This window comes from Rugamonas sp. DEMB1, from assembly GCF_029834475.1.
GTDB classification, from domain to species: Bacteria; Pseudomonadota; Gammaproteobacteria; order Burkholderiales; family Burkholderiaceae_D; genus Rugamonas; species Rugamonas rubra.
In genome coordinates, this window is the sequence record NZ_CP122407.1 from 2554069 (window position 1) to 2567092 (window position 13024).

Consider the following 13024-nt stretch of genomic DNA (forward strand, 5'->3'; position numbering starts at 1 on the left):
TCCCAGGATCTGCTTGAACTCGGGGATGGCGACTTCCGTGTTAGGGGTGGGTAGCACCGCTCATGCGGTTTCTCCTGAAAAATTATTATGAAATAGAGTTTTTATGGGGGACCGCTGGTGAAAACGTGCCAGAGCAAGTCCGCTTGTGACGGGCCCGGTTCCCAATAGGCGAGCATTTTAATCTACAAAACGTTGCCGACACAGCTTTTGGGGCGGCCCCTGCAAAAAAGTATCGTTTGTGCTAGAAGTGGGGCCGGCGCACCCGGTGATGCGAATCTGCAATCTCCGGCCCCAAAGCTGCCGAGTTGTCGTATATTGGCATTGCAAGCGTGGGACAAACACAAGTGTTGGAATGAACTGAATAAGGATTTCTGTACTATGGAACATGACGTTGTCGATACCCTGATCGCGCCCGAGGGCCAGCTGGAAGTGCTCTCCAAAGCCGAGGTCAACAAGCTGCTCGATACTAGCCAGGGCGGCCTCTATAATATGTTCCGCAATTGCGCACTGGCCGTGCTCAACTGCGGCAGCACTATCGACGATGGAAAGGAACTGTTGGAGCGCTACAAATCGTTCGAGATCAGCATCGTCCAGCGCGAGCGCGGCATCAAGCTCGACATCAAGGGCGCGCCGGGCATCGCCTTCGTCGACGGCAAGATGGTCAAGGGCATCCACGAGCACCTGTTCGCCGTGCTGCGCGACATCGTCTTCGTCAGCAACGAGGTGACCGACAATCCGAAGTTCGACCTCGACGGCACCGAGGGCATCACCGACGCCGTCTTCCACATCCTGCGCAACGCCAACGTGTTGAAACCGCTGCTCAACCCCAACCTGGTGGTGTGCTGGGGCGGCCACTCGATCAACCGCGCCGAGTACAACTACTCGAAGGAAGTGGGCTACCAGATGGGCCTGCGCGGCCTGGACATTTGCACCGGCTGCGGCCCGGGCGCGATGAAGGGGCCGATGAAGGGCGCCACCATCGGCCACGCCAAGCAGCGTTTGCAGACCGGGCGCTACCTGGGCATCTCCGAGCCGGGCATCATCGCCGCCGAGTCGCCCAACCCGATCGTCAACTCGCTGGTCATCATGCCGGACATCGAGAAGCGGCTGGAGGCCTTCGTGCGCACCGGCCACGGCATCGTGGTGTTCCCCGGCGGCGCCGGCACGGCCGAGGAGATCCTCTACATCCTGGGGCATCCTGCTGCATCCGGACAACGTCGAGATCCCGTTCCCGCTGATCTTCACCGGGCCGGAAAGCTCGCGCGAGTACTTCGTGCAGATCAACCAGTTCATCAGCGACACCTTGGGGCCGGAGGCGCAGCAGCGCTACAAGATCATCATCGACGATCCGGAGCTGGTGGCGCGCGAGATGCAGGCCGGCATCAAGCAGGTGCGCGAGTTCCGCAAGTCGCGCGGCGACGCCTATTATTACAACTGGCTGCTGAAGATCGACCACGAGTTCCAGCGCCCGTTCGCGCCCACCCACGAGAACATGCGCAACCTGAGCCTGCACAAGAACCAGGAGGTGCATTTGTTGGCGGCCAACCTGCGGCGCGCCTTCTCCGGCGTGGTGGCGGGCAACGTCAAGGACGAGGGCATCCGCGCCATCGAGAAGTTCGGCCACTTCGAGATCCACGGCGACGCCGCGATCATGGGGCCGATGGACGCGCTGCTGGCGTCCTTCGTGGTGCAGCACCGGATGAAGTTGGCCGGCAAGGCCTACACGCCTTGCTACCGGGTGATCCAGTAGCGCTTTGACTGAAGGCGCCGGCGGCCTTGGCAAACCCCAGCGGCGTGAGGCCAGGGTCAGACCCTAGGGTCTGACCCTCGGTTTCCGCCCTTGGGTGTCGGTGACTCCGCCGTCCCGTGCAGGAATGAAAAAAGCCGCCCGGCTTCGCAGTCGGGCGGCTTTTTTTATGGCGCCAGCGCTTACTCTTCGCGGCGCAGGTGCGGGAACAGCAGCACGTCGCGGATGTTCGGCGAGTCGGTGATGATCATCATCAGGCGGTCGATGCCGATGCCGCAACCGCCGGCCGGCGGCATGCCGTATTCCAGCGCGCGGATGTAGTCGGCGTCGTAGAACATCGCCTCCTCGTCGCCGGCGTCCTTGGCGGCCACCTGGGCCAGGAAGCGGGCCGACTGGTCTTCGGCGTCGTTCAACTCGGAGAAGCCGTTGGCGATCTCGCGGCCGACCATGAACAGCTCGAAACGCTCGGTGATGCCGGCCACGGTGTCGGAGGCGCGCGCCAGCGGCGACACTTCGACCGGGTAGTCGATGATGTAGGTCGGTTCCCACAGCTGGGCTTCGGCGGTCTCTTCGAACAGCGCCAGTTGCAGCGCGCCCAGGCCGGCGGTGGCGAATGGCTTGACGCCGAACTTGACCAGCTCGGTCTTGATGAACTCGGCGTCGGCCAGCTGCTCGGCGCTGTAGCCGGGCGCGTACTTGTTGATCGCCTCGACGATGGTCAGGCGGTGGAAGGGCTTGGCCAGGTCCAGCTCGCGGCCGCCGTAGGTCAGGGTGGCGGTGCCGTGGGCGTCGATGGCGGCCTGGCGGATGACGGCTTCGGTGAAGTCCATCAACCACTTGTAGTCGGTGTACGCCGCGTAGAACTCCATCATGGTGAATTCCGGGTTGTGACGGATCGACACGCCTTCGTTGCGGAAGTTGCGGTTGATCTCGAACACGCGGTCGAAGCCGCCCACCACCAGGCGCTTCAGGTACAGCTCGGGCGCGATGCGCAGGTACATCTGCATGTCGAGCGCGTTGTGGTGGGTGGTGAAGGGCTTGGCCGCGGCGCCACCGGGGATGGTGTGCAGCATCGGCGTTTCCACTTCCATGAACTCGTTCTTTTCCATGAAGCGGCGGATCGACGAGATGGCGGCGGTGCGCGCCTTGAAGGTGCGGCGCGTTTCCTCGTTCATGATCAGGTCGACGTAGCGCTGGCGGTACTTGGTCTCCTGGTCGGCCAGGCCGTGGAACTTGTCGGGCAGCGGACGCAGCGACTTGGTGATCAGGCGCAGCTCGCTGACCTTGATGGTCAGCTCGTCGGTCTTGGTCTTGAACAGGGTGCCGGTGACGCCGAGGATGTCGCCCAGGTCGTAGTGGTGCAGCGCGGCCATGGCGGCTTCGCCGGTCAGGTCGAGCGTGGCGTAGATCTGGATGCGGCCGTCGGCCTTGGCGCCGGAGGCGTCCTGCAGCGTGGCGAAGGCGGCCTTTTTGCCGGCTTCGCGCTTGAGCATCATGCGGCCGGCCAGCACCACGGTGATCGGCTCGGCTTCGAGCTCTTCGCGGCTCTTGCCGGCGTACTGCTCGTGCAGGGCGGCGGCCTTGTGCTGCGGGCGGAAGTCGTTGGGGAAGGCGATGCCTTGCTCGCGCAGGGAGGCCAGCTTGACGCGGCGCTCGGCGATGATTTTGTTTTCGTCCGGCGCTGCCTGCGCTGCCGCTTGGTCTTGTTCCATGGTCATGGTGTGTGCTTGGTTGAGGTGAGTATTTAAATGGTGGACGCGGTGGCGGCGAAGTCGGCGCCCAGGCCGAACAGCTGCTCGACGTCGAGCTCGCTGAAGTCGCGCGCGACGCAGATCACGTTGTCGAATTCGGCGAAGGCCTCGGCCGGCAGGGTGGTGGTGAGCACCACCGCGCGCATGCCGGCGCGGCGCGCCGCCTCGACGCCGAGCGGGGCGTCCTCGAAGACGATGCTGTGCTCGGGCGCGGCGCCGCAGCGCTGGGCCGCCAGCAGGAACACGTCCGGATTGGGCTTGCCGCGGGCGACGTCGGCGGCGCCGACGACGGCGTCGAAGTGGCCGCGCAGGGCCAGGCCGTCGAGGGTGAAGACGATGTTGTCGTTGGGCGCGGCGGTGGCCACGGCCAGCGCCACGCGGCGGCTTTTGGCCGCCGCGACCAGCGCGTCGAAGCCCTTGACGGTGGCCCGGTGGGGCGCGTACAGCTCGCGGTACAGCGATTCTTTTTCAAAATCCAGCAGCGCGCTTTCTTCCTTGCTCAGGTGGCCGCCCAGGTAGTGGGCCATGATCTCGTGGCCCTGGCGGCCGGCCGTGGCGCGGAAGAACTCGTCGGCGTCGACGGTGTGGCCGCGCCGTTCGAAGAAGGCCAGCCACGACTTGGTGTGGAAGGCCATGTTGTCGACGATGGTGCCGTCCATGTCGAAGATGAATGCGCGCTGTGGGTGGGTCATCGTTATACGCCTTGCTTGAGGGATGCGGAGATGAACTCGTCGAGGTCGCCGTCGAGCACGCCCTTGGTGTTGCCGGTTTCGAAGTTGGTGCGCAGGTCCTTGATGCGGGACTGGTCCAGCACGTAGGAGCGGATCTGGTGGCCCCAGCCGACGTCGGTCTTGGAGTCTTCCAGCTTCTGCTGCTCGCTCATGCGCTTGCGCAGCTCGGCCTCGTACAGCTTGGCCTTGAGCATTTCCATCGCCTCGGCGCGGTTGCGGTGCTGCGAGCGGTCGTTCTGGCACTGCACGACGATACCGGACGGCATGTGCGTCAGACGCACGGCCGAGTCGGTCTTGTTGATGTGCTGGCCGCCGGCGCCGGAGGCGCGGTAGGTGTCGACGCGCAAATCGGCCGGGTTGATCTCGATGTCGATCGAATCGTCCACTTCCGGATACACGAACAGCGAGGTGAACGAGGTGTGGCGGCCGTTGGCCGAGTCGAACGGCGACTTGCGCACCAAACGGTGCACGCCGGTCTCGGTGCGCAGGAAGCCGTAGGCGTGGTCGCCCTCGACCTTCAGGGTGGCGGTCTTGATGCCGGCCACCTCGCCGTCGGACTGCTCCATGATCTCGACCTTGAAGCCCTTGCGTTCGCAATAGCGCAGGTATTGGCGCAACAGCATCGAGGCCCAGTCCTGCGCCTCGGTGCCGCCGGCGCCGGCCTGGATGTCGATGAAGCAGTTGTTCGGGTCCATCGGATTGTTGAACATCCGGCGGAACTCCATGCCCTCGATGACCTTCTTGATCTCCTCGACGTCGAGGATGATGGCTTCGAGCGTGTCGTCGTCCTGCTCCTCGCGCGCCATGGCGAACAGGTCGGCGGTGTCGCGCAGGTCGGCGTCGGCCTTGGTCAGGGAGAAGACGATCGACTCGAGCGATTTCTTTTCCTTACCCAGGTCCTGGGCGCGCTTGGGATCGTTCCAGACGGTCGGGTCTTCTAATTCTTCGTTGACTTGTTCGAGTTTCTCTGACTTGGTATCGAAGTCAAAGATACCTCCGTAGTTCGGCTTCGCGGGTCGTCAGATCGGCGAGCAGGGCGGAGAGGGCGTTGATGCGTTCGGCTTCCATGGCTTATCTTTTCTATGCAGAAATCAAACCCTAGATTATACGCGAGCGCGCCACTGCCGGGGGCGCCGCCGTGCAAGCGGTCTCGGCGGGCGCCACGGGGCGGCGGCCGGCCCCGGCGTTATTTCATCATGTGGAATAATCGCACGGCCAGATAGGCGATTAGTGCGTAGAGGACAATCAGGGCGAGGCAGGCCGGCGCCGTCGGCGCGGCCAGCCACTCGCCGCCGGCCAGGCCGAGCGGGCGCAGCAGCGGGGTCCACACGGCCAGCAGCAGCAGGGCCGGCGCGGCGAACAGCGACAGGGCCTGCTCCAGCGCCGGCGGCAGGCCCAGGTTGAAGGAGGCCAGCGCCGCCACGCTGAGGACGAAGTAGGCGGCCGTCCAGCCGGCCGCCCGGCGGGCGCGCACGCGGCCCAGCGCCGCCGGCGCGGCTGGGTCCGGCAGGGGCCGGGGCGGTTGGCCGGGGCGGCGCATGCTCAGCGCAGCGATTGCAGCGCGCGGGCGTCGCGCAGGTCGATCACGCCGTCGCGGTTGAGGTCGCGGCGGTCGCCCGGCACCAGCGCGCGGGCGCCACGGAAGCCGGCCAGGATCGCGGCGTCGGCCGGGCCGACCGCGCCGTCGCCGTCGAGGTCGCCCGCCCTGGCCGGATGGAACTGCCAGCGCGAGTAGGCCGGCGTGCCGCCCAGGTTGGCCAGGCGGGCGCTGGTGGCGCCCTGCAGCACCAGCAGCGAGATGGCGCGGTAGGGGCCGTCGACCAGCAGGAAGCGCGGCGAGGCGAGGTTGACGCGCACTTCGTTGGGGCCCTTGGCCAGCGCGCGCGAGGCGTTGACCAGCTCGATGTCCTGGCCGTCGGCGCCGATCAGCTTGAAGGAGATCTGGTAGAAGCCGGCCGTGGCCACGGTCAGCGGGAAGGCCAGGTCGAGCGAGTCGATGTGGCCGTCGCGCAGCACCGGCGTGGCCAGCAGGCCGGCCTCGAGCAGGATGGGCGGCGTGCACAGGGCGGCCAGGTTGGCGTCGAAGCTGCCGGCGTCGAGCTTGCGGAAGGCCAGGGTCAGCTCGTCGCCGCCCAGGCTCAGCGTGTCGATGCGGCTGACCGTGTAGGGGCCGTCGGCGGCCAGCTTGGCGCGGATGTCGGCGGCGGGGAAGCTGGCCACCACGGTGGCGCCGGCGCCGCCCATGGCCATCGCCTTGCGCAGGTCGATGCTGCGCCCGTTCGGCGCGCTCAGGCGCACCAGGGTGGCGTAGCTGCCGGCCTGCAGCACGTTGAAGTCGACGCTGACGCGCAGCGCGCTGACGCAGTTGTCGTTGCCGCGCAGGGTGTCGAGGCGCACGGCGGAGGCCGCCAGCAGCGGCGCCACCGCGCGCACCTGGGCGCTGGCCTGGCGCAGCACCGGCCCCTTGGCGCCGGGGATGGTGACGCTGGCGTTGATGTCGTACAGGCCGGGCGCGGCGAAGGTGTAGTCGATGCTGTAGACGCCGTCGTCGGCCAGGCCGTCGGCGCCGCGGCCGTCGTCGCTGGCCGGCTGCGGCGTGGCGCCGGCGCCGATGCCGACGCCGATGGTGGGCGCCAGGCCGGTGATCGGCTTGCCGTCGTCGAGCACCAGCATGCCGATCGAGACGTCCTCGCCGACCAGCAGGGTGTTGCGTTCGATGGCGATGCCGGCCTGGTAGCGCGAGCGGGCCAGCACGGTGCCCAGCGCCACGGTCGGCACGCCGGCGGGCGGGAAGCGCAGGCGTAGCGTCCAGGTGCCGTCGGCCGGATCGGCCAGCGTCGGCGAGACGAACACCCCGCCCGGCAGCGGCGGCTGTTGCGCGCTGCCGGGGTGGAAGGCCAGGCTAGGGTCGCCGGCGGCCAGCACCTCGGCGCCGGCCGGGTCGAGCAGGGCCAGGGTGGCGCCGTCGACGGGCACGATCAGGTCGAACTGCAGGCTGTCGGCGCCGCTGATGGAGAAGGGCAGGTCGAGCGTGGTGGCGCCGGGGTGCACGTCGGCGCTGATGGTGGCGGGCAGGTTGAGGGCGACCGGCACGGTCTGGCCGAAGGCGCTGCCGAGCAGGGCCAGGCACAGGGTCAGCAGCACGATCAGCAGCAGCACCAGCTTGACGGCGCCGGGTGCGCCGGGGCCGGACGGCGGCAGGGGCGGGGGGAGGGAGTTCATGGCGGTATCCTATCGTTGGGGGGCGGTGGGCGGCGCGCTATTTGAGCGGGATGGTGGTGTCGAGGATGGTGTCGACGTTGGCGCCGCTCTTGACCGTGCTGTGGTTGGCCATGCTGTCGCCCAGCGGCGTGCCGTAGCCGGGGTTGGCCGAGCTCTCGGTCACCACGATGTCGTTGGCCTGCGGCGTGGCGGTCTGCACGGTGGTGTAGGTCAGCACCGTGCGGGTGCCCCAGAGGCGGCCGGGCACGGTGGCCAGCGTCATCTTGGCCGAGGCGAAGTCGCGCAGCACGTGCCAGGCGCGTTCGGCGGCGTAGTGGGCGGCGGAGGGGAACAGCGGGCTGGACTCGTTGCTGGTGAGGGCGTTGTCGCCGTTCAGGTCGGCGTCGGCGCCGATGGTGTAGGTGCCGGCGATGTTGCCGCGCTGGCCGCCGCCGAGGGCGGCGGTGGCGGCGTAGGTGGTCAGGTCGGCCAGGCCGGGCAGTTGCGGTCCCTGGCCGAAGGTCCAGGTGCCGAGGTAGGACGCGGCGTAGCCGTTGGGGTCGGCGCCGGCGTTGATCTTGTCGTCGGCCTTCTGCTTCTGCACGATGGACAGGTCGGCCGCCACGCTGCCCAGGTGCGGCGTCGACAGCGTCGACAGCGAGACGATCTCGAAGTCCGGCGCCAGCGCCTGCATGGCCTGGGTGTCCAGCCCGCCCTTGCTGTGGGCGATGACGTGGACCTGCTTGCTCTTCAGCGGGGCGAGGTAGCCGCCGATGTTGGCCAGCAGCTCGGCGGCGTTGGCCACCACCGAGCCGTTGCCGCCGGCGCCGGTGCCGAGCGAGAAGCGGGTGTAGAGCACGCCGCGCTTGTCCAGCGCGGCCAGCACGCCGGGCGCCGAGCTGTTCTCCCAGGTGCTGGCGTCGGCCGAGATGCCGTGTTGCAGCACGTAGGGCGGCGTCGCCACGAACTCGACCGAGACCCAGTCGACCGCCATGCACCACAGCTCGTTGCTGTTGGCGGTGTCGATGTCGATGCGCAGCTCGTTGTCCTGGCCGAACTTGAGCTCGTCGATGGGCACCACCAGAGCGTCGTCGGTCCAGGTGTCGTTGAAGCCCTCCAGCGTCTTCTTGAAGCGGCCGTTGAAGCTGACCCGGTCGACCTCCGGCGCGATGCCCGGGACGGCGGCCTTGTCGTCGATGTCGAAGACGGGGAAGCGCAGCGTGGCCTGGGCCGACAACACGCCGTTGGCGACCAGCTTGGCGGCGTCCTTCAAGGTGCCGTCGGCGTTGAGCTGCTTCGGATTGACCAGCACCGGCAGCGGCACGTTGATGCGCAACGGGCCGCCGCCGCGAAAGGTGCAGCCGGTGTCGAGACCGGGGCCGCTGTTGGCGACGTAGGTGCCGAGCTGCTCGTCGGGCGGCGGGAAGGGCGAGCTGGTTTGCGCCTGCGCCGGCGCGGCGCGCAGGGCGGCGGCCAGGATGAACAGCAGGAGGGACAGGTGCGGTGGTGCGATACGCATGATGGACTCCATGTTGGGGCGGCTTTGAGTCGCTTGCTTCAGTTGTAAATCCGGGGCTGGTCGAGCATGAGGGCGTCACCGCGGACGACGGCGATGCCGGTGATGCGCTTGCCGACCTGGGCCGGCGTGAGCGGCGCCGCCACCGACAGCCAGCGCAGCGCGCCGTTGCGCAGGCGCAGCTGGGCGCGCTGGCCCTGCACGGCGACGACCGTGCCGTCGATGGATTCGGCGCCGCCGGCCGGCGCGGCCGGCGCGGGGCGCGTCGGCGGCGCGGCTTGCCCTTGCTGGCTTGGCGAGGTGGCCGGTGCGCTGCCTGGCGGCGTCTGCGCCCTGGCCGGGGCGGCGCCGGCCAGGCCCAGCGCGAGCAGGGCGGCTGCCGCTGCGGCTGTGGATTTTGAAGTCGGCGCAGGTTCAGCTGTCGCTGCCGATGCCGATGCGGCGCCGGCGCAGGCCTTAGGGCCGCATTGGCGCGGCCGCGCCGCCAGCAGCGCCGCCGCGCCGGCCAGCAGCAGCAACAGCGAGGCGGGTTCCGGCGCGTCGCCGGCCGGCGCGACCAACAGCGTGACGCCGGCGCGGCCGATGCTGGCGGCCAGCGCGTTGGCGCCGCTGTCGACGAAGAGCAGGGCGGGGTCGAGCGTGTCGATGACCACGCCGCTGACGATGCTCGGGCCGACGGCGCGGAAGGTCAGCGTCATGAGGGTGAAGGCGTTGGGCTGGTCGGCGTCGAGCACGGCGGCGCTGTTGCCGGACAGGCCGAAGGCGTCGATGCGCTGCCCCAGGTCGATGGCGTCGCCGATGAAGGCGAAGCTGCCCGGTTCGGGCAGGGCCAGTGGATTGCCGTGGAGGGTGTCGTCATGAAAGCCGACGTCCCACAGGCGCAGCACGGTGGGATCGTAGATGATGTCCATGTCGAAGGCGCCGAGCGAGTCGCCGGGCGCGCCCGACAAGCCGCTGATGCTGAAGAAGACGAAGACGTCCTGGCCGACGCTCAGCGTGTTGGTCGAGGCGCTGACGTCGATCACGGCGGCGCGCGCGGTGCCGGGCGGCGCCAGGGCCAGAGTCAGTACCAGAATTAGTACCAGCAGCGGCGCCAGCGGCGGCGCCAGCAGGCGGCCGAACGCTTGTCGGCCGGATTGGAACAGGGGGCAGGTTAGCTTCACTTTGGCCTCGCGCGGAGATGTCGAACATGGATGGGGACGGCGGTGGGGTCGCCAAGGGCGTCCGAGCATATCGCGTGCCAAAAAATATTCTGTGGATAATCAATGGCTTATGTGATTCCTGTGGGCCACAAGGCAAGCTTGTGTAAAAATTAATGACAGGCCGGGCAGAAGCAACTTGATGCGGCGGGCGGCACTGCGTATCATGCTGCTACTCAAGAATCCGCCCTGTCCGTTCATGCGCCCCAGCCCAAGCCGCACTGTCCTGCCCGTCCTGCTCGCCGCCGCCTTGTCCGCCTGCGCCGGGCTGCCGCGCGCGCCGGCGGCCGGCAGCGAGGCCACCCTGGCCCTGCTCGAAACCACCGACCTGCACGCCACGGTGCTCGGCTACGACTACTACAAGCTCAAGGCCGAGCCGTCCATCGGCCTGGAGCGCACCGCCACGCTGGTGCGCCAGGCGCGCGCCGAGTTCGCCAACACGCTGTTGCTCGACAACGGCGACGCCATCCAGGGCAGCGCGCTGGCCGACTACCAGGCGCTGGTGGCGCCGGTGCCGTGCGAGCGCGCGCTGGCGATCTACCAGGCGATGAACCTGCTCGGCGTGGAGGGCGGCGGCATCGGCAACCACGAGTTCAACTACGGCCTGGCCTATCTGGGCCGGGTCACCGGCAGCCGCTTCGAGGTGGACGGCGTCGACGCCGCCGCGCCGCGCTGCGCCGGGCCGCAGTTCCCGCTGGTGCTGGCCAACGTCTACAGCGGCAAGACGCGGCGGCCGCTGTTCGAGCCCTACCGCATCATCGACAAGCGGGTGCGCGCCAGCGGCCCGGACGGGCGGCCGGTCGATGCGGTCGTCAAGGTCGGCATCATCGGCTTCGCGCCGCCCGTCATCCTCGACTGGGACAAGCACTGGCTGGCCGGGCGCGTCTACACCGAGGGCGTGCGCGAGACGGCGCAGAAGTACATTCCCGAGATGCGCGCGCGCGGCGCCGATTTGATCGTGGCGATCTCGCACGGCGGCCTGGACGACAGCCCCTACGACCCGGCGATGGAGAACGGCAGCTATTACCTGGCCCAGGTGGCCGGCGTCGACGCGCTGCTGATCGGCCATTCGCACCAGTTGTTCCCCAACGCCGCCAGCACGGTGCCGCAGTTCAACCTGCCGGGCGTGGACAAGGTCAAGGGCACGGTGCACGGCGTGCCGACGGTGATGGCCAATTTGTGGGGCAAGCACCTGGGCGTGATCGGCCTGCGCCTGCGCCACGACGGCAAGGCCTGGACGGTGGACAAGTCGCGCACCACGGTGGAGGCGCGCGCCATCCAGAACGGCGACCGCAGCTTCGTCGCCGCCGATCCGGCCTTCGCCGCCCTGGTCGCCGCCGAGCACCAGGCCACCATCGCGTATGTCAAGACGCCGATCGGGCGCAGCGACTTCCGCATGTCGACCTATTTCGCCGACGTCGGCGACGCCAGCGCGATCACCTTGGTGAACCAGGCGCAGGGCGCCTACCTGGCCAACTACGTCAAGGCCAACCTGCCGCAGTACGCCGGGCTGCCGGTGCTGTCGATGGCCTCGCCGTTCAAGACCGGCGCGGCCGGCGTGGGCGACTACACCGACGTGGCGGCCGGCGCGGTGGCGCTGAACAACGCCGCCGACCTGTACCTGTATCCGAACGCGCTGTACGGCGTGAAGGTCAACGGTGCCGAGCTGACCGCCTGGCTGGAGAAGGGCGCGGAGCGCTTCAACCGCATCGACCCGACGCAGACGGCGCTGCAGGAGCTGGTCAACAGCGCCTTCGCCGGCTTCAACTTCGACATGCTGACCAGCGCCGACGTGCGCTACCAGATCGACGTGACGCAGCCGGCCGGCCAACGCATCCGCGACCTGCGCTATCGCGGCCAGCCGGTGATGGCGGCGCAGGAGTTCCTGGTCGCCACCAACAACTTCCGCGCCAGCGGCGGCGGCGGCTTTCCCGGCCTGGACGGCAGCAAGACCGTGCTGGCCTCGCCGGACAACAGCCGCGACGTGCTGATCGCCTACATCCAGGCGGCCAAGGAGCTGAAGCGCGCCGAGCACGGCGCCAGCCGCAGCTGGCGCTTCGCCCGCACGACGACGCGCGGGCCGGTGGTGTTCCACTCGGCGCCGGGCATGCTCGAACTGGCGCGCGACGCGGGACTGGACAACGTGTCGCTGCTGCGCGCCGACGACGGCGGCGGCAAGGGCTTCGCTTTGTACACGGTGGACCTGTCCAAATGACGCAGCCGATGCCGAGCCAAGGAGGGGGCGCGACAAGCCGCCGGGCGATGGCGCCGGCGGCCCGCCGCGCCGTCGCGGCGCTGGCCCTGCTGGCGGCGCTGGCACCGGCGTCCGCCAGCGCCGCGGGCGGGGCGCAGCAGTCCACCGCCGTGGTCGGCGCCGCGCTGCGACCCGGTGGCGCGGGAGGCCTGCCGGCCGCCGCAGCGCTCGACCAGGCCAAGCAGTATTTGCGCGGCACCCCGGCCACGCCGGCCAACTGGCCGAAGGCGCTGGCCTTGTTCGGCGGCGCGGCCAAGTCGGGCGACCCGGCGGCGGCCTATTATTTGGGTCTGATGTACCGCAACGGCATGGGCGTGGCGCGCGACAGCCGGACGGCGGCGCGCTGGCTGGAGTTCGCCGCCAACCGCCAGTTGCCGGCGGCGATGTTCGTGCTGGCCAACCTGCTGCTGGTCGGCGAGGGAGTGGCACGCGACGAGCTGGCGGCGCGCCGCTGGATCGAGAAGGCGGCCGACCTCGAGTATCCCGAGGCGGTGATGGCCATGGCGCTCGGTCTGCGCGACGGCTCGATGGGCTTCGAGCGCAACGAGGCGCTGGCCGAGGTGCAAATGCGCGAGGCCGCCCACGCGCTGCGCCACCGCCGGCCGGAACCCTGACGGCGGCGCCG

9 protein-coding genes and 1 pseudogene are annotated in these 13024 nt (G+C 68.8%); 3 read left to right on the forward strand and 7 right to left on the reverse strand.

What is annotated here, in order from left to right; genetic code table 11:
- The first annotated feature begins 378 nt into the window (after positions 1–378).
- Positions 379–1750 (forward strand): annotated as a pseudogene (gene ppnN, locus QC826_RS11705) (nucleotide 5'-monophosphate nucleosidase PpnN).
- A 179-nt stretch (positions 1751–1929) separates the two neighbouring features.
- Here ppnN and lysS read toward each other — a convergent pair.
- From lysS to QC826_RS11740, 7 genes are all read right to left on the reverse strand, one after another.
- A complete protein-coding gene (lysS, locus tag QC826_RS11710) occupies positions 1930–3465 on the reverse strand; it encodes a lysine--tRNA ligase (protein ID WP_279765777.1) in 1536 nt (511 codons plus the stop codon).
- Positions 3466–3491: 26 nt separating this feature from the next.
- A complete protein-coding gene (locus tag QC826_RS11715) occupies positions 3492–4190 on the reverse strand; it encodes an HAD family phosphatase (RefSeq protein WP_279765778.1) in 699 nt (232 codons plus the stop codon).
- Positions 4191–4192: 2 nt separating this feature from the next.
- Positions 4193–5297 (reverse strand): peptide chain release factor 2 gene (gene prfB, locus QC826_RS11720; protein WP_279765779.1). Its coding sequence is split into 2 segments (ribosomal slippage): positions 4193–5215 and positions 5217–5297, totalling 1104 coding nucleotides; the frame shifts between segments, so codons are not numbered across the junction.
- Positions 5298–5415: 118 nt separating this feature from the next.
- Positions 5416–5769 carry a hypothetical protein gene (locus tag QC826_RS11725; RefSeq protein ID WP_279765780.1) on the reverse strand — a complete coding sequence of 118 codons (354 nt, stop codon included), beginning with the start codon at positions 5767–5769 and terminating at the stop codon, positions 5416–5418.
- 2 nt (positions 5770–5771) lie between these two features.
- The gene (locus QC826_RS11730; RefSeq protein WP_279765781.1) at positions 5772–7451 is read right to left on the reverse strand and encodes a choice-of-anchor X domain-containing protein; all 1680 of its coding nucleotides are present in this window, start codon (positions 7449–7451) and stop codon (positions 5772–5774) included.
- Between the two features lie 37 nt (positions 7452–7488).
- Positions 7489–8949, reverse strand: a complete 1461-nt coding sequence (locus QC826_RS11735) for a triacylglycerol lipase (protein ID WP_279765782.1) — start codon at positions 8947–8949, stop codon at positions 7489–7491.
- 38 nt (positions 8950–8987) lie between these two features.
- Complete coding sequence (locus tag QC826_RS11740; protein ID WP_279765783.1) at positions 8988–10109, reverse strand: PEP-CTERM sorting domain-containing protein; 1122 nt, start codon at positions 10107–10109, stop codon at positions 8988–8990.
- A 235-nt stretch (positions 10110–10344) separates the two neighbouring features.
- Between QC826_RS11740 and QC826_RS11745 the strand changes: the two genes are divergently transcribed.
- Complete coding sequence (locus tag QC826_RS11745; protein WP_409567871.1) at positions 10345–12360, forward strand: bifunctional 2',3'-cyclic-nucleotide 2'-phosphodiesterase/3'-nucleotidase; 2016 nt, start codon at positions 10345–10347, stop codon at positions 12358–12360.
- Entirely contained in the window at positions 12357–13013 is a 657-nt protein-coding gene (locus tag QC826_RS11750; RefSeq protein WP_279765785.1) for a tetratricopeptide repeat protein, read from the forward strand. Before QC826_RS11745 ends, QC826_RS11750 begins: the two co-directional genes overlap by 4 nt.
- The last annotated feature ends 11 nt before the right edge of the window (positions 13014–13024 follow it).